Raw genomic sequence first — 16,738 nt, 5'->3', positions numbered from 1 at the left:
TGTGTATAAGAGACAGGTCAGGCGCTGACCTCCAACCCGGGCGTGGACATCTTCTCCTTCACCGGCAGCTCGGCCGTCGGCAAGGAGATCGGCAAGCGCGCCGCGGACCTGCTCAAGCCGTGCACGCTGGAGCTCGGCGGCAAGTCGGCGTCCATCATCCTCGAGGACGTCGACCTGGCATCGGCCATCCCCATGCTGGTGTTCTCCGGGATCATGAACACCGGGCAGGCGTGTGTCGCCCAGACCCGCATCCTGGCGCCCCGCTCGCGCTACGAGGAGGTCGTGGAGGCGGTCAAAAACTTCGTCACCGCGCTGCCGGTCGGCCTGCCGGATGACCCGGGCGCTCAGATCGGTGCGCTGATCAGCGAGAAGCAGCGCGAGCGCGTCGAGGGCTACATCGCCAAGGGTATTGAGGAAGGCGCCCGGCTGGTCTGCGGCGGCGGCCGCCCCGAGGGGCTGGACTCCGGCTTCTTCGTGGAGCCGACCGTGTTCGCCGACGTGGACAACTCCATGACGATCGCCCAGGAGGAGATCTTCGGGCCGGTGCTGTCGATCATCGCCTACGACACCGAGGACGACGCGATCGCGATCGCCAACGACTCGGTGTACGGACTGGCCGGCAGCGTGTGGACCTCCGATGTCCCGCGCGGGATCGAGATCGCGAGCAAGATCCGGACCGGCACCTACGGGATCAACTGGTACGCCTTCGACCCGTGCTGCCCGTTCGGCGGCTTCAAGAACTCCGGCATCGGCCGGGAGAACGGCAAAGAGGGCGTCGAGCACTTCACTCAGCAGAAGAGCGTGCTAATGCCGATGGGCTACACCCTGGACGCCTGATCGGAGCGTCCCGGAGCAGTTCACCTTGCCGTTGAGGCAACGGTAAGCCCCTATACTGCCGTGCGTGGGCGTGCTGGTGTGGTTTGCACCCTGGGCGGTGTACTGGGTGCTGGTGGGCAACGCGCCACCGGTGATCGCGGCGGCGGTGGCGTTGGTCTTTGCGTTCAGCGTCGTGGTCAGCGGCCGCGGCTCCTCGTTACGCCTCCTGGGCATCGGGGCCGTTGCGACGTTCGCGGTGCTGGCGGTATTGCCGCTGGTGTCCACCGGGGCGCAGCACTGGGTGCTGGCATTGAGTGTCGCCGGACTGTTCGCGACGCTGCTCGCCGGCATCGCGCTGGGCAGATCGGTGGTGGAAGCCGTCGTGAAGGCGGATCTGCCGGCGGCGGTGGCGCAGTCGGAGCTGTTCGGTCCCGTCGTGCACCGGGTGACGTGGATCTGGCTGGGCGCTGTGACGGCAATGTTCGTCTCGGCGGTGATCCCAGCGCTCCTGCTGCCCGCCGCCGGCACACCGCTGAATTATCTGTGCTACTGGGTCATTCCGGTCACGGTTCTGGCCGCCGCGGCGATCGCATCGCGCATCGTGGCGGATCACATGACGGCCGGCTTCGGCGATGCGGTGCGCAAGACGAGCTTTGTCGCCTTCGTCGACCTGGAGATCGATCAGCTGTACTACCTGGCCACCGAACACGCCAACCGTGAGGTCGCCCCCGGCGAGGAGGCCTACAACGTCACCGTCGGCACCAAGGGAACACCGCTGTCAGGCGACGACACCCGGGTGTCGTGGCCCTCGACCTACAAGGTTCGGCAGCGCCGCAGCTGACCGGCGGCTCAGCCGTTGAGGCGGCGCCTTCGATGCTCGATACAGCGCCCCACCTGGGCGCGGTAGTAGTCTTCGTCGCGCCCGCCGGCGGTGTACAGCCGCGCGCCGAGCCGGTCCCGGAGCTCGTCGAGATCCACCTGATCGGCGGTGGCGTTGGCCAGCACCCAGTCGACGGCAGCTTCGCTGCCCTGTTCCCGGCAGATCCGCTCGGCCTGTTTGGCCGCAGCACGCTTGTGAAACCTGGCGAACCCCCGCCTGCTCCAGGCGCGCAACTCCAGGGCTTCCAGGTCCAGCAGTTCGCGCAACACCGACAACGGCCCGTCCGGCACGGTCTTGAACGGTGCCACGTCGACGAAAGCCAGTGCGCCGTCGCGACGCCGGATCGCCTCGATGTCCGGTTCCACCACGACCGCGCCGCGGCCCTGGGCCAGCTCATGGGCCCACCGAACGATGGCATAGCCGCGATCGGCAAGCCGGTATTTCCGGGTGTGGGTGTCCACCGCAGGGCGCTTTCGCTAGAACGCGTCCTCGGCGAGATCCATCAACGCGAGGTCCTCGCTTTCCACCATTCGGCGATCCGCGGCGAGCCGGGGTAACACGTTGGCCGCGAAGAACTTTGCCGCCGCCACCTTGCCGCGGTAGAAATGCTGCTCGTCGCCGGACGCTCCTTGGTCCAGTGCCGTCAGCGCGATCTCGGCCTGACGCATCAGCAGCCAGCCGATCATCAGATCGCCGACGGCCAGCAGGAACCGCACCGAACCCAAGCCCACCCGATAGAGCTCTCGGGCGTCCTGCTGTGAGCCGAACATGTATCCGGTCATGGCGGCCACCATCGCCCGCGCGTCGTCGAGCGCGGCGGCCAGCAACTTGCGCGAATCGGCCAGTTCCTTGTGACCGTCGGCGTCGTCGAGCAACGCCTCGATCTGGCCCACCAGATGCGCCAGCGCCACACCGCGGTCACGAGCGATCTTGCGAAAGAAGAAGTCCTGGGCCTGAATCGCCGTGGTGCCCTCATACAGCGAATCGATCTTGGCGTCACGGATGTACTGCTCGATCGGATAGTCCTGCAGGAAACCCGAGCCGCCGAACGTCTGCAACGATTCGGTCAGGTACTGGTAGGCACGTTCCGAACCGACACCCTTGACGATCGGAAGCAGCAGGTCGTTGACCCGTTCGGCCATCTCGGCGTCAGCGCCCGAGACCTGCAAGGCGACTTGCGGGTTCTGGTGGGCGGCAGTGTAGAGATACAGCGCCCGCATCCCCTCTGCGTAAACCTTCTGCATCATCAGGGCGCGCCGCACATCCGGGTGATGGATGATCGACACCCGCGGCGCGGTCTTGTCCGTCATCTGGGTCAGGTCGGCCCCCTGAATGCGGGTCTTGGCATATTCCAGCGCGTTGAGGTAGCCGGTTGACAGCGTGGCGATTGCCTTGGTTCCCACCATCATTCGGGCATATTCGATGACGCGGAACATCTGCGCGATGCCGTTGCGGCTGTCGCCGACCAGCCACCCTTTCGCCGGAACGCCGTGCTGTCCGAAGGTGAGTTCGCAGGTGGTCGAAACCTTCAGTCCCATCTTGTGTTCCAGGCCGGTGACGAACACCCCGTTGCGCTCGCCGGGCTCCCCCGTCTCGGGATCCGGCAGGAATTTAGGTACCAGAAACAGGCTGAGCCCCTTGGTTCCCGGTCCGGCACCCTCGGGACGGGCCAGGGTCATGTGCATGATGTTCTCGAACATGTCGTCGGTGTCGCCGTTGGTGATGAATCGCTTGACGCCGTCGATGTGCCAGGTGCCGTCGGGCTGCTCGATGGCCTTGGTGCGGCCCGCTCCGACGTCAGAACCGGCGTCGGGTTCGGTGAGCACCATGGTGGCGGCCCAGTTCCGGTCGATCACCATGGACGCCCAGTGCCGCTGCTGTTCGTTTCCCAGCCCGTAAAGGATGTTGGCGAAGATCGGGCCGGCCATGAAGATGAACACCGCAGGGTTGGCGCCCAGCGCCAATTCGTTGATCGCCCAGGACACCATCGACGGCGCCGGCACCCCGCCGACCGCCTCGTCCAGGCCGATCCGGAACCACTCGCCCTCCTTCCAGGCCCGCAGGGACTCCTTGAAGGGTTCGGGCAGCGTGACGCTGTGGGTGGCCGGGTCGAACACCGGCGGATGGCGGTCGCTGGAGGCAAAGGACTCGGCCACCGGCCCCTCGGCGAGCCGGGCGGCTTCGGCCAGCATCTGGCGCACGGTGTCGCCGTCGAGATCTCCGAACGCGCCGTCAGCCAAGCACTGCTCCAGGCCCAGCAGTTCGAACAGATTGAATTCCAGGTCGCGCACATTGCTCTTGAAGTGACCCATCATTCCAGCATGCACCTTGATGCGGCGCAGGTCGCCGGAATCGCAACGTTCTAACGCACTACGTGCAATCCCCACTGTCGCAGGATCGGCTCCACCAGGACGAAGTCGGTGCTCGAGTCGTCGTCGACCGGTCCGCCCTGCAGAATCCCGACCGCGCTGACGGTGCCGTCCGGGTTGACCACGAAGCCGGGGCTGCCGCTGTCACCGATGGTGCTGTACACGCGGGTTTCCACCAGGTTGCCGTTGACGGCGGTCACCGGACCGCAGGTCTCACCTGTCTGGGCACCGACCTTGCAGATCGTCATACCGACGTGGATCTGATCCGGCGGCAGCACACCGGCCACCGGATAACGGCCAGCGATCTTGGGGTTGGGCCGGCCGGCATCGGGCTCGAGCCGGATGATCGCGGCGTCGCGGTCCTCGCCATTGTCTTCGCTGGCGGTGATGATTCCGAGCGGCGTCTCGAAGATGTCGGTCCACTGCGACCCGTCGTGCGAATCGCAGTGACCGCTGGTCAGCAGGTAGTAGCCGCCGGCGTCGTCCTGGGCCAGAAAGCCCGCTGTGCAGCTGCTGCTGTCGTCCAGCAACTCGATGCCCGGCATCGGCCCGGCCGACGCGATGCCGGCGAAGCTCAGGCCCGCGGCTGCCAGGACGCCCGCCAACGCGATCTTGACCATCAGGTGTCCAGCACCGATGCCACCTTGGTCTCGACGTCGCCCAAACCGGCGAGATCGATGCCGAAGCGGTCGGTCAGAGCCTCACACACCTGCGCGGCGTCGTCGAACCGAATCCGCTCGGTGCCGCTGCGGGAGTGGATCGCCAGGTTGCGACCGCGCAGGTTCCAGCGGGCATCGTCGGTCACCAGCGCCACACTGAGGCCGACGACGAAGTTCGACTCGGGGTAGGTGGACACGTACCAACTGCCCACCTGCATGTCGATCAGCGGCCGTGGCTGCAGTCCCACGATGTACAGCGGCCGCCAGCGCTCGCCGATCAGTGTCTCCAACACCCATTCATCTGCGCCGCTACCGCGGGTACGCAGCCGGAACGGCTCGTGGGAGGTCTGCTGAACCTCGTCGGGGATCATCGGGATCGGTGCCGTGGGCGTCTGCCCGCCGAATCCCACGTCGACGAGATAGCGCTGCCCGGCCCCCGGGATCGTCACCGCCAACGCCTGGTGGGTCTGCGGATGCGACGGCCCGTCCAGTCCCTCCGGGCTCATCCACACCACCCGCCCGGCCAGTCGCTCGGCTCCGAAGCCGAGCGCGCACAGCACGTCGCGCATCAGGTTGTTGTGCTCGTAGCAGTAGCCACCGCGACGTCGCGCCACCAGCTTGGCGCACAGTGCGGCCGAGCTGAGGTCGATCACCGGAACACCCATCAGTGGGTCGAGATTCTCAAACGGGATGCCGCGGACGTGCGCGGACACCAGGGCGGTGAGCGTCTCATGCGTCGGCTCGGTGCCACCGCGATAGCCGATGCGGTCGAAGTACGCCTGCACGTCGATGCGGAGCTCCCTTCGGCTACCCGGAACAGTTCGCTGATGGTATCCACCAGGGGTCCTGACCCGGTAACATGTTCAAAACTAGAACACGTTTCACTTAAGGGGGCCGTGGTGGACACGCCGGACAACGACTGGTCGGACGACCTTCCCCGGCCCATCACGAAGTGGGACCCGGGTCTGACCGAACGGGTCATGGGCCTGTTACGACCGTTCATCAAGGGCTACCACCGTGCTGAGGTGCGCGGCTTGGAGTCGTTCCCCAACGGCGGCGCACTGGTGGTGTCGAACCATTCCGGTGGCCTGTTCGCGATGGACGTGCCGGTGTTCGCCACCGGTTTCTACGAGACATTCGGCTACGACCGCCCGGTTTACACGCTCAGCCACGACCTGATCTTCACCGGCGTCACCGCGGACTTCTTCCGCAAGACCGGGTTCATCCCGGCCAACCATGCCAACGCCGACGAGGCGCTGCGCTCCGGCGGCGTGGTGGTGGTCTTCCCCGGCGGCGACTACGACGTCTACCGGCCGACGCTGGAAGAGAACAAGATCGACTTCGGCGGCCGCAAGGGCTACATTCGCGCCGCGATCAACGCCGGTGTGCCGATCGTGCCGACGGTCGGGATCGGCGGCCAGGAAAGCCAGTTCTACCTGTCCCGCGGCACCGGACTGGCCAAGGCGCTGCGCCTGGACAAGCTGATGCGGGTCAAGATTCTGCCGATCTCGTTCGGCTTCCCCTTCGGCCTGTCCGCGGTGCTGCCGGTCAACCTGCCGCTGCCCACCAAGATCGTGATGCAGGTGTGCGAGCCGATCGACATCATCGCCGAGTTCGGCGAGGACCCCGACATCGACCTCGTCGACGCGCACGTGCGTGCCGTCATGCAGAAAGCGCTGGACAAGCTCGCCAGCGAACGCCGTCTGCCGGTCCTGGGCTGAACGCGATGGGCCTTTTCGACTCGCTAAACCGGGTCGGCTCGATGCTGGTGACCTTCACCCGGGCCGGACTGTTGGCGCCCATGCGCCCTGACAAGTACCTGCGGATCGCCGCCGCCGCGGCCGCCGAGGGCGGCACCACCACTACCGGTATCGCCATGGCAGCCCAGCGCTGCGGTGACCGCCCGGCGATCATCGACGAGCACGGCACCTGCAGCTACGCCGAACTCGACCGGCGCTGCAACGCGCTGGCCGCCGGCCTGCAACGGCTGCCCGGCCGGACGCCGCAGGCGATCGCGTTGATGTGCCGTAACCACCGCGGCTTCATCGAGGCGCTGGCGGCCGCCAATCGGATCGGCGCAGACGTGTTGTTGCTCAACACCAGCTTCGCTGGCCCGGCGTTGGCCGAAGTCGTCGCCCGCGAAGGCGTCGACCTGATCTTCTACGACGAGGAGTTCACCGCCGCCGTGGATCTGGCCGTGCCGGCCGGCTCGGGGTGTACGCGGGTAGTCAGTTGGGCCGACAGTGCGGTCCCCGGCCTGACGGCAGACGAGTTGATCAACGCCAATGCCGGCCGCCGACCGGCCAAAGCGTCTCGTAGCGGCAAGCTGGTCATGCTCACCTCCGGAACCACCGGCACCCCCAAGGGGGCTCGTCGCTCCGGCCGCGGTGGAGGCGGAATCGCCGACCTGCAAGCCATTTTCGACCGGATCCCCTGGCACACCGAGGAAACCGTGGTCATCGCCGCGCCGATGTTCCACGCCTGGGGGTTCTCCCAGCTGGCGCTGGCGCTCACCATGGCGTGCACGATCGCCACCCGACGGAAATTCGATCCCGAAGCCACCCTGGGACTGATCGAGTCCAACCAGGCGGCCGGGCTGTGCGTCGTACCGGTCATGTTCGACCGGATCATGGCGCTGCCCGATGATGTTCGATCCCAATACCCTTGTAAGTCACTTCGGTTCGCAACAGCCTCTGGTTCACGGATGCATCCCGACGTGGTGACGGCGTTCATGGACACCTTCGGCGATGTGGTCTACAACAACTACAACGCCACCGAAGCCGGCATGATCGCGCTGGCCACACCGGAGGACCTGCGCTACTCCCCCGACACCGCCGGCCGTCCGGCCCCGGGGAGCGAGATCCGAATCCTGGACGCCGATTTCGCCGAGGTTCCGACCGGGGTGACCGGGCAGATCTTCGTTCGCAACTCCTCGCAGTTCGACGGCTACACCGGCGGCGATTCGAAGTTGTTCCACGACGGTTTCATGGCGTCCGGCGATTTGGGCTACTTCGACAGCACCGGCAGGCTTTTCGTGGTCGGACGGGATGACGAGATGATCGTCTCGGGGGGAGAGAACGTCTACCCGATCGAGACGGAGAAGGCGCTGATCAAGCATGGCGCCGTCGCAGAGGCCGCGGTGATCGGTGTCGACGATGCCGACTTCGGACAGCGACTGGCGGCCTTCGTGGTGTTGACGCCGGGTAGCTCAGCCTCGCCCGAGGAACTGAAGCAGCACGTCCGGGAGAATCTGGCCGGCTACAAGGTGCCGCGCGATATCACCATCATGGATGCGCTGCCGCGCAACAACACCGGCAAGGTCCTGCGTCGCGAACTGCAGGCGCTGGCAGCGTCCGACTGAGACCTAAGCGGGCGCCATCGCCGACTCGACGGTGGTCAGCTCCTCGGAAAACCCAGCAGCACGGCGGATCTCGATGAACTCGTTGACCAGTGCGGTGGTCACCTCATGCGGATCTTCAACGGTGGCACCGTCAGTCAGCACCGAGATGTTGAGCTGGTCGACATAGCTCCACACCGTGATGTTCAGACCACTGCCGGCGGTCAACGGCCCCACCGAATAGATCTCGGTGACCAGCGCACCGCCGACCCTGCCACGCTCCCGCGGGCCGGGAACATTGGAGATGTTGAGGTTGAGAACCTTGTTCTGACCGTCCTTGCCCGACAACCACCGGAACAACGACTCCGCCGGCGCGGGCGGCAGGTACGCCGACCACCGGCTGACCAGCTCTGGTCCGACCAGGTGGTGGGCCTCCTTGGCCAGATCAGCCGCCTCCCGAGCTTTAGCGATCCGATCCCGCACGTCGGCCACGTCGACCGGCAAGGCCACCAGCACTCCAGAGAACCGATTGCCGGAGATCCGGTCGGCAGAGAAGTCGAAGCTCATCGGCACCGACGCCAATAGCGGATGATCCGCCTTTCCGTCGTAGCGCAGCAGCAGCGTGCGCAACGCCCCGGCTGAGATGGCCAGCACCAGATCGTTGATGGTGACACCCAACTGCTTGCTGGTCGCCTTGATATCGGCCAGCGCCAGTGTTGCGGTGGCGAAGCGCCGTTCCGGGGTCAGCACGTGGTTGAGGAAACTCGGCGGCGGAGTGAACGGCCGAGTCAGGTCGGCGGAGAGCTTGCGCGTGCTACGCCGGACCCGCCCGATACCGGCCGCCGTGTAGCCGATGGTCGCCGGGATCTTGCCCATCTGCCGGAAATGGTCGCGGAACGCTGAGCGCACCAACTGTCCGCTGGTGGGGGCGGGATCGGTTTCGTAGGAGTCGTGCTCGTGCTGTGGGCCGGCCACCAGGTCCATTCCGCGGGCCATCAGGTTCGCCGACGCGATCCCGTCGGCCAGGGCGTGGTGGATCTTGCCGACCACCGCGATCCGGTTGTTTGCCAGCCCGTCGATGAAGTACATCTCCCACAACGGCCGGCTACGGTCCAGCGGCGTGCTGCCGATCTCGCCGATGGCCTCATCGAGTTCGCGGCGGCCGCCCGGAGCGGGCAGCGACCACGGCCGGATGTGGTAGGCCAGGTCGACTTCGCAGTTCTCCCGCCACATCGGGTGATGGAACTTACCGGGGATGTCCACCAGTTGGTATCGGAACGGATCCAACTTGTAGAGCCGGCCGTGGATCACCCGCCGAAAGGCTTCGACGTCGAACCCGCGCCGATCGGCGTCCAGCTCGATCACCGCGATCTTCAAAGTGTGCATGTGCACGTTTGCCGTCTCGCTGTACAGCAGAACCGCATCCCACCCGGTGAGCCGCTTCACCCGTGACCCCTCGTCATGCAGGGACCATACCGTGGCGTACGGGTTCAGATGATCTGTTTGCTCCCGACGGTGGTGCGGTCGCGGTGAATCTGGTTGAGAAACAAACCGATTGCCGTGCTCATCGCACCGGTGCGCGCGCCATCGGTCATGTCGAAACCATGCCCTGCACCGGGCAGCTCCAGGTAGCCGACCTTGGAACGCGACACCGCCCGCAATCGGTCGGCGAAGCTACGGGCTTGCTGCACCGGGATGACCGTGTCGGCGCTGCCGTGCACCACCAGGAACGGCGGCGCATCCGGATGCACCCGCGCGATCGGGGAGGCCTGCCGGTAGATGTCGCCATGGCGCCGCATCGAGCGACCGACCACGACCCGCTCCAGGAAATCGACGAAGGCGACCCGCTCGCGGGTGGAGCGGTCTTCCCAGTCGTAGCGGCCGTAGATCCCCACCACGGCGTCGACTGAGGTGTCCCCACCTGCCGGCAGTTGGTCGGCGAACTCGAAGTCGACCGCACTGCCGGTCAGCCCGGCCAGGGCGGCCAGATGCCCGCCGGCCGAGGCACCCGCCACGGCAACGAAGCTGCGGTCACCGCCGAATTTGTCGACGTTGGCGCGCGCCCAGGCGATCGCGGTCTTGACGTCGACGATGTGGCTCGGCCACCGGTTGTGCGGTGCGACCCGGTAGTCGATCGACAGACACACCCAGCCCTGCTCGGCCAGATGGGACAGCAGCGCATAACCCTGCAACAGCCGGCTGCCATGCACCCAGGCACCACCGGGGACGTAGATCAGCACCGGGGCGGGACCGTCGGGCAGCTCGCGGGACCGCCACACATCGAGTACCTGCGCGGGGTCGCTGCCGTATTGCACCCCGGAGCGATAGATGTTCCGGCGGTGCTGCAGCGCCTTTGCCACCGGCGGCGCCTGCTCCGGCTCGGGCCAGTCGATGTCGAGATCGGCTGCCGAGACCACCCCACGCAGCGCGGCATCGCTGACCACGTGGGTCTGCTCGCGCTCCTGCTTGCGGACGGCCGCGGACCCCGGGGCCAGCCAGGACTTAGCGGCGCTGGAGAAGAACTCCGGCATATGACGGGTGCCCCACACCCCCATCGCGGTCATCCCGCCCAGGGGTTCCAGGTGCTTCCCGACCACCGGCAACGACGCTGAGGCGACGCTGAACGCCAGCAGATAGTCGGCCGTTCGGGCTCGCTTCAGCCAGCGCAGCCGGCCAGCCAGGTTAAGTCCGGTCTCCGGGGTCTGCGATCGTCCCGTCATTCGCGCAGGGTATCGCGTTTGGGGTCGGAGGCGGTCGCAATCGGGTGGGTTGGCGGCGCCGCCGATCCGGCGCCAGCGATACTGAGCCGATGGTAAGCAGCGGGTTCCATCCAGATCTGCGCAGAACTGCCCGGTTCCTTCCGCGTGGCGGGCTCGGGCGCCGGACCCTGCCGGTGCTGCAGGCCCTCACCGGGATGCAGGGCCGACGCACCCCCGCCGACGTCGAGGTCTTGGGTTTGCCCTCGGGGGCCACCATCCGGGTTTTTCGGCCGCCGAATCGCACCGCCGATCCCGCGCCGGCACTGCTGTGGATCCACGGTGGCGGCTACGTCATCGGCACGGCAGCCCAGGATGACCGGCTCTGCCGCAGGTTCAGCACGGAACTGGGTGCCACGGTCGCGTCGGTGGACTACCGACTGGCGCCCCAGAACCCCTATCCCGCCGCGTTGGAGGACTGCTGGGCGGCACTGACCCGGCTCGCGGAGCTGCCCGGGGTCGATCCGGCCCGGATCGCGATCGGCGGTGCCAGTGCCGGCGGCGGGCTGGCCGCGGCCCTGGCGCAGTTGGCCGCCGACCGCGGCGAGGTCTCCCCCGTGCTGCAGCTGCTGGTGTACCCGATGCTGGACGATCGCAGCGCGGCACTGCCGGCCAATCGGAGCTACCGACTGTGGAATCCGCGGAGCAACCTGTTCGGCTGGACCGCCTATCTGGGCGACACGGATCCGCAGATCGCGGTGCCGGCACGACGTGCCGACCTGAGCGGGCTGGCGCCGGCCTGGATCGGGGTGGGCACCTTTGATCTGTTCCACGACGAGGATCTGGCCTACGCAGAGCGACTGCGGCAGGCCGGCGTGCCCTGCGAGGTGGAGACCGTCCCCGGGGCATTCCACGGGTTCGACCTGTTGAGGCCCAAAGTCGCGGTGTCACGGGTGTTTTTCGCCCGACAGTGCGAGAGCCTGCGTAACGCCTTCGGCCGGGGGGCCTGAGCGGTGGCCGGTTCCAGCCCCGAAGAACTGCGGGCGCTGCGGGGCGCGGTCGCAGAGTTGATGACCAAACGCTCGCCCGACGACGATGTCTGGTCCGAGTTGGCGGCGATGGGCCTGCTCGGACTGTTGGTGCCCGAGCAGTACGGCGGTGCGGATGCCGGACTGGTCGAGGTAGGCGTGGTCGCCGAAGAGCTGGGCCGGGTCCTGTACTCCGGTCCGTACCTGTCGACGGCGGTGCTCGCGGTCAATCTGCTGCTGGCAGTGGACGACCCGGCACAACGCGAGGCCGTGCTACCGGCGATCGCCGCCGGGCGCACCCGGGTCACGGTCGCATTCGCCGAGAGCGATTCCACCCGACCACCCGCCACACCGGCTACCACGGCCCGCGGTGGATTGGTCTCCGGCGAGAAGCGGTTCGTGCTCGACGCGGACACCGCCGACCTGCTCTACGTTCTGGCGGACGCCGAGGACGGACCCGGGATCTTCGCCGTCGACCCGGCCGGAGCGGGCGTCACCGTGGAACCACTGACCACCGTCGACCCCTCCCGCCGGCTGTGCCTGGTCCGGTTGACGGACGCCCCGGCGACCGCGGTCGGCTCGGCCGGAGCCGGGGTCGCCGCCTTGACCGCTGCGCTGGACCGTTCCGCGGTGGCACTGCTCGGTGAACAGGCCGGTGCCGCCAGGTTCGCCATGGAGATGGCCCGCGACTACGCCAAGACCCGCTTCCAGTTCGGCCGCGCCATCGGCAGCTTCCAAGCCGTCAAGCACATGTGCGCCGACATGTTGTTGGAGGCCGAGTCGGCGGTGACGGCTGCTCGCCAGGTGGCCACGGCCGGGGCGGGCGGATCGGCTGACTGGACCGCGGATCTCGCACTGGCCCAGGCATATTGCTCGGATGCCTTCGTCTTTGTGGGTGCCACCAACATCCAGGTTCATGGCGGAATCGGATTCACCTGGGAACATCCCGCGCACCGCTATCTGCGCCGGGCGCGCAGCGATGCCCACCTGTTCGGCAGCCCGTCCTGGCACCGGGAGCGGTACCTGCAAGAGATCGGAGCGTGAGATGACGCTGCCCGACCCTGACGACGCACTTCGCGCCGAAGTCCGCGACTGGCTGGCCGCCAACTGGGCGCCCGGCACCGACCGGGCCACCTTCGCCGCGGCGATGCTCGCCGCCGGATGGACCGCTCCGAGCTGGGAGCCGGACTGCTACGGCCGTGGCCTGACCGACCGGCAATCCCGTTTGGTGGCATCCGAATTCGCTGCCGTCGGCGCCCCAGGAACCGGTCACGACCGGGCCGACCTGTTCGCCTGCACAATCCATGACCGGGGCACCGACGAACAGAAGCACCGGCTGCTGCCCCCGGCGCTGCGGGGCGAAACCAAGTCGTGCCTGCTCTACAGCGAGCCCGGCGCAGGATCGGACTTGGCCGGTCTGCGCACCCGCGCCGAGCGCGACGGTGATGACTGGGTTGTCAACGGGCAGAAGGTCTGGACGTCGTTCGCGACCACCGCCGACTACGGCATGCTGGTGGCCCGCACCAACCCGGACGTACCCAAGCACAACGGGATCACCTTCTTCATGCTGCCGATGCGCCAGCCCGGCGTGGAGGTCCGGCCGATCCACCAGATCACCGGCGAATCAGAGTTCAATGAGGTGTTTCTGACCAACGCCCGGGTTCCCGACGCCAACCGGATCGGCGAACCCGGCGAAGGATGGTCGGTGCTGCAGGTGGCACTGGGCTACGAGCGGCGCCTGATGGGTGATGTCGCGCGCACCGCACGCCGCAAGGAGAAGTCCAGCGGCTTAGTCGACTTGGCCCGGGATGCCGGGCGCCTTTCGGACTCCCACATTCGCCAGGAGGTCGCCCGCATCCAGGCGCTGACGACGGTGAACCGCTGGAACAACCAGCGCGCCAAGACCAGCACCGACCGCGCCGAGGCCGCCACCCTGCTGGCGCTCGGCAAGATCGCCATGTCGCGCATCCTGCACGAGACCGCCCGGGTCCAGACCGAGATCGTCGGCGTCGAGTCGATGCTCAGCGGTCCGGACAATCCGGTCGGCGACGCGGTGACCTTCCGGGCGCTCAACGCCTACTTCACCTCGATCGGCGGCGGCACGGACCAGATTCAGCGCAACATCATCGGCGAGCGAGTGCTGGGCCTGCCCAAGGAGCCCGATCCCTATCGCGACGCCCCGTTCCGGGATCTACCGCACTGACATGGCCGCTCAGAACTGCAAGGCGGTGAAACGCCAGTCCAGCACCTGACGGTCCGGCTCACCATCGGCACCGGCGGCATAGACCAGCGATCGCAGCCCCAACACGTTGTCGCGGGCCGACTCGATGTGTAGCTCGCTGTAGAGGGTGTCGCCTTCGTGCACCGGCGCGGTGTGATCGCAGGACTGCCAGCCCAGCACCGTGACCAGATTCGGCAGCAGTCGCGACGCCTGCGCCAGCGCCAGCCCGATGGTGTGCCCGCCGTAGACCAGTCGCTGCCCAGCGACCCGCGAATCATGATGTGTAGCCGCAACATTGAGTGTCAGCCGGGCAAGCTCCGGGGCACCCGAGACCACATCGCCCGTGCTGGTCAGGACGGTCCCCACGAGATCCGGGTCGAAGTGGGGCCCCGGCACCCGTTGCCGAAACTCCGCGCCGTCCCAGTCCGCGGTCACGTCCACAGGCGCCGCGAGCCCTGCGCCAATGGCAGACAGGTCATCGCCGTGGCCGGTATCAGCGGCATCAGGCGACAGCGGCAGCATCGCGCACCGGTAGAAGTCGAGCACCGGCCGGTCCACCTGGTCGATGGTGGTGATCCGCAGTGCCACCAGGCCGGTGGGTTCTCGCCCGGGCTTGGCTGAATTCTGCTTCAATCCAACGACTTCGGTGCGGGTGAAAACGGTGTCGCCGATCACCGGATACCGGAAGAAGGCCAGGCCGCGGTAGAAGAGGTTGGCTTTGACGCGCCGGGTGACCAGCGTGGACTGCCCGATCGCGACGTCGCAGACCAGCCCGGGGTGAGCCAGTGGGGTCGTGGACCCCGTCACCGCCCGAGACAATTCGGCGTCCAGCGGCAGCCGTAGCCGGTCTCCGAGGATCGCCTGATGCAGTGCCGCCGCACCGGCCGTCAGAGTCATCGCCGGAGCTGCGTCGAACACCTGGCCGACCCGGAGCTCGTCGAAGTAGGGGCCGCTGGTCACACGAAAATCCTGACATACGGTGAACCGGTGAACCACGAAGAGTCGATCCTGGTCGAAACGGTGCGTCAGTTCATCGACCGGGAGGTGAAGCCGGCGGTCCGCGACGTCGAGCACGCCAACACCTACCCGGAGGCGTGGATCGAACAGATGAAGCACCTCGGCATCTACGGTCTGGCCGTTCCCGAGGAATACGGCGGTACTCCGGTGTCGATGCCGTGCTACGTGCTCGTGACACAAGAGCTGGCCCGCGGGTGGATGAGCCTGGCCGGGGCGATGGGCGGCCATACCGTGGTCGCCAAGCTGCTGAGCCTGTTCGGTACCGACGAGCAGAAGCAGCGTTACCTTCCGGCCATGGCTACCGGAGCGCTGCGCGCCACGATGGCCCTGACCGAACCGGGCGGCGGCAGTGACCTGCAGAACATGACGACGTCCGCGGTGCCGTCGGCCGAACCGGACACGCTGGTGATCAACGGGTCCAAGACGTGGATCTCCAACGCCCGCTATTCGGGTCTGATAGCGCTGCTGGCCAAAACCGATCCGAAGGCCACTCCGCGGCACACCGGCATTTCGGTGCTGCTGGTGGAGAATCCCAGCGCCGGGCTGACGATCTCGCGGGACCTGCCGAAGCTGGGCTACAAGGGGGTGGAGAGCTGCGAGCTGAGCTTCGACGGCTGCCGGGTGCCGGCGGCTGCGGTGCTCGGCGGCACGCCCGGCAGCGGCTTCGCCCAGATGATGAAGGGCCTGGAGACCGGCCGCATCCAGGTGGCGGCGCGGGCCCTGGGCGTAGCGACCGCCGCGCTCGAAGACGCCCTCACCTACGCCCAACAACGGGAGAGTTTCGGACAGCCGATCTGGAAGCACCAAAGCGTGGGCAATTATCTGGCCGACATGGCGACCAAGTTGACGGCCGCCCGCCAGCTCACCAGATACGCCGCTGAGCGCTACGACAGCGGGCAGCGCTGCGACATGGAGGCCGGCATGGCCAAGTTGTTCGCGTCGGAAGCCGCGATGGAGATCGCGCTCAACGCGGTACGCATCCACGGCGGCTACGGCTACTCCACCGAATACGACGTGGAACGCTACTTCCGGGACGCACCGCTGATGATCGTCGGCGAGGGCACCAACGAGATTCAGCGCAATGTGATTGCGGCACAACTGGTTGCCCGCGGCGGGGTTTAGCCGCCACGCTGTCCCCGGCGCAACGAAAAACACCCCGCACGATCTGTGCGGGGTGTTTTTCCTGGGCTGTCCTACTACGGGACGACGACGCCCGGGGTGCCGTCCTGGCCCGCGCCGCCCGCGGCGGGACCGGCACCTGCGGCACCACCAGCGCCTTCGGCGCCACCGGTGCTGCCGGTACCGGGAGTGTCGCCGGCACCGCCGTTGAGGCCGTCATCGCCCAGGTGCGGGGTGATGACGTCGCCGCCATCACCGCCGTTACCGCCGGTGCCCCCGGTGTTGGCTCCGGCACCGCCGGCACCGCCGTCGCCACCGGCACCGCCGTGGACGTTGTCGATCGGGCCCGAGGACGAGTCGCCGGAGGTGGTGTTCCAGTCCGGGTCACCCCAACGGATGTTGCTGCCGTTGCCGCCATTTCCACCGGTTCCGCCGTCGCCGCCCACGCCGCCGGAGCCGTCGGCGTTGGCCAGTCCGGCACCGCCGGTGCCACCGGTCCCACCGTCGCCCCCGTGGGCGCCGCCGGCGTTCGGGTCACTGCCACCGTTTCCGCCGTTGCCACCGGTACCGCCCGTGGCGCTGTCTCTTATACACAT

The 16,738-nt window shown here is 67.4% G+C and carries 14 protein-coding genes and 2 pseudogenes; 8 read left to right on the top strand and 8 right to left on the bottom strand.

The genetic code is table 11. From position 1 onward, the window contains the following. Positions 1-9 precede the first annotated feature (9 nt). A pseudogene (locus LI94_RS15060) lies at positions 10-837 on the top strand (aldehyde dehydrogenase family protein); the annotation flags it as partial. 64 nt (positions 838-901) lie between these two features. Then, positions 902-1,657 (top strand): hypothetical protein, encoded by a 756-nt coding sequence (locus tag LI94_RS15055; RefSeq protein WP_046301672.1) that lies wholly within the window; start codon positions 902-904, stop codon positions 1,655-1,657. 8 nt (positions 1,658-1,665) lie between these two features. Here the strand turns inward: LI94_RS15055 and LI94_RS15050 are convergent, their stop codons facing one another. The 4 genes from LI94_RS15050 to LI94_RS15035 are packed head-to-tail and all read right to left on the bottom strand — an operon-like array spanning position 1,666 to position 5,509. Next, the gene (locus LI94_RS15050; RefSeq protein ID WP_046301671.1) at positions 1,666-2,157 is read right to left on the bottom strand and encodes a hypothetical protein; all 492 of its coding nucleotides are present in this window, start codon (positions 2,155-2,157) and stop codon (positions 1,666-1,668) included. 15 nt (positions 2,158-2,172) lie between these two features. Further along, the gene (locus LI94_RS15045) at positions 2,173-4,008 is read right to left on the bottom strand and encodes an acyl-CoA dehydrogenase (protein ID WP_046301673.1); all 1,836 of its coding nucleotides are present in this window, start codon (positions 4,006-4,008) and stop codon (positions 2,173-2,175) included. A gap of 50 nt (positions 4,009-4,058) precedes the next feature. Further along, a complete protein-coding gene (locus LI94_RS15040) occupies positions 4,059-4,685 on the bottom strand; it encodes a S1 family peptidase (RefSeq protein WP_024442691.1) in 627 nt (208 codons plus the stop codon). Beyond that, positions 4,685-5,509 carry an arylamine N-acetyltransferase gene (locus LI94_RS15035; protein ID WP_024442690.1) on the bottom strand — a complete coding sequence of 275 codons (825 nt, stop codon included), beginning with the start codon at positions 5,507-5,509 and terminating at the stop codon, positions 4,685-4,687. The genes LI94_RS15040 and LI94_RS15035 overlap by 1 nt, the downstream gene beginning before the upstream one ends. A gap of 195 nt (positions 5,510-5,704) precedes the next feature. Between LI94_RS15035 and LI94_RS15030 the strand changes: the two genes are divergently transcribed. Further along, positions 5,705-6,445, top strand: a complete 741-nt coding sequence (locus tag LI94_RS15030; RefSeq protein WP_231384258.1) for a 1-acyl-sn-glycerol-3-phosphate acyltransferase — start codon at positions 5,705-5,707, stop codon at positions 6,443-6,445. A 5-nt stretch (positions 6,446-6,450) separates the two neighbouring features. Then, the gene (fadD12, locus tag LI94_RS15025; protein WP_046301670.1) at positions 6,451-8,085 is read left to right on the top strand and encodes an acyl-CoA ligase FadD12; all 1,635 of its coding nucleotides are present in this window, start codon (positions 6,451-6,453) and stop codon (positions 8,083-8,085) included. Between the two features lie 3 nt (positions 8,086-8,088). On the opposite strand, the gene LI94_RS15020 is transcribed toward fadD12, so the two are convergent. Together LI94_RS15020 and LI94_RS15015 are read right to left on the bottom strand one after the other, a co-directional pair. Then, positions 8,089-9,507, bottom strand: coding sequence for a wax ester/triacylglycerol synthase family O-acyltransferase (locus LI94_RS15020; protein WP_046301669.1), 1,419 nt, complete (start codon positions 9,505-9,507; stop codon positions 8,089-8,091). Between the two features lie 44 nt (positions 9,508-9,551). Then, entirely contained in the window at positions 9,552-10,781 is a 1,230-nt protein-coding gene (locus LI94_RS15015; protein WP_024442686.1) for an alpha/beta hydrolase, read from the bottom strand. Positions 10,782-10,870: 89 nt separating this feature from the next. Between LI94_RS15015 and LI94_RS15010 the strand changes: the two genes are divergently transcribed. From LI94_RS15010 to LI94_RS15000, 3 genes are read left to right on the top strand one after another with little or no spacing between them, the layout of a single operon-like run. Next, complete coding sequence (locus LI94_RS15010) at positions 10,871-11,767, top strand: alpha/beta hydrolase (protein WP_046301668.1); 897 nt, start codon at positions 10,871-10,873, stop codon at positions 11,765-11,767. 3 nt (positions 11,768-11,770) lie between these two features. Next, positions 11,771-12,829 carry an acyl-CoA dehydrogenase family protein gene (locus tag LI94_RS15005; RefSeq protein WP_024442684.1) on the top strand — a complete coding sequence of 353 codons (1,059 nt, stop codon included), beginning with the start codon at positions 11,771-11,773 and terminating at the stop codon, positions 12,827-12,829. A gap of 1 nt (position 12,830) precedes the next feature. Further along, positions 12,831-13,988, top strand: coding sequence for an acyl-CoA dehydrogenase family protein (locus LI94_RS15000; RefSeq protein ID WP_024442683.1), 1,158 nt, complete (start codon positions 12,831-12,833; stop codon positions 13,986-13,988). A 9-nt stretch (positions 13,989-13,997) separates the two neighbouring features. Here LI94_RS15000 and LI94_RS14995 read toward each other — a convergent pair whose 3' ends face one another. After that, the gene (locus LI94_RS14995; protein ID WP_024442682.1) at positions 13,998-14,966 is read right to left on the bottom strand and encodes a MaoC family dehydratase; all 969 of its coding nucleotides are present in this window, start codon (positions 14,964-14,966) and stop codon (positions 13,998-14,000) included. Between the two features lie 27 nt (positions 14,967-14,993). Between LI94_RS14995 and LI94_RS14990 the strand changes: the two genes are divergently transcribed. Then, positions 14,994-16,145 (top strand): acyl-CoA dehydrogenase family protein, encoded by a 1,152-nt coding sequence (locus LI94_RS14990; protein WP_046301666.1) that lies wholly within the window; start codon positions 14,994-14,996, stop codon positions 16,143-16,145. A 74-nt stretch (positions 16,146-16,219) separates the two neighbouring features. Here LI94_RS14990 and LI94_RS23860 read toward each other — a convergent pair. Then, positions 16,220-16,738, bottom strand: a pseudogene (locus tag LI94_RS23860) (hypothetical protein); the annotation flags it as partial.

The sequence above is a fragment of the Mycobacterium sp. UM_Kg27 genome, from assembly GCF_000972905.1.
Lineage (GTDB): Bacteria > Actinomycetota > Actinomycetes > Mycobacteriales > Mycobacteriaceae > Mycobacterium.
The sequence above is the reverse complement of the archived record's forward strand: the minus strand, read 5'-3'. Positions and strand labels throughout refer to the sequence as shown.

Excerpts from the sequence above, each read along its gene's own strand:
- LI94_RS15045 (WP_046301673.1), bottom strand. The coding sequence starts at position 4,008 with ATGGGTCACTTCAAGAGCAATGTGCGCGACCTGGAATTCAATCTGTTC.
- LI94_RS15040 (WP_024442691.1), bottom strand. The coding sequence starts at position 4,685 with ATGGTCAAGATCGCGTTGGCGGGCGTCCTGGCAGCCGCGGGCCTGAGC.
- LI94_RS15030 (WP_231384258.1), top strand. The coding sequence starts at position 5,705 with ATGGGCCTGTTACGACCGTTCATCAAGGGCTACCACCGTGCTGAGGTG.
- fadD12 (WP_046301670.1), top strand. The coding sequence starts at position 6,451 with ATGGGCCTTTTCGACTCGCTAAACCGGGTCGGCTCGATGCTGGTGACC.
- LI94_RS15015 (WP_024442686.1), bottom strand. The coding sequence starts at position 10,781 with ATGACGGGACGATCGCAGACCCCGGAGACCGGACTTAACCTGGCTGGC.
- LI94_RS15010 (WP_046301668.1), top strand. The coding sequence starts at position 10,871 with ATGGTAAGCAGCGGGTTCCATCCAGATCTGCGCAGAACTGCCCGGTTC.
- LI94_RS15000 (WP_024442683.1), top strand. The coding sequence starts at position 12,831 with ATGACGCTGCCCGACCCTGACGACGCACTTCGCGCCGAAGTCCGCGAC.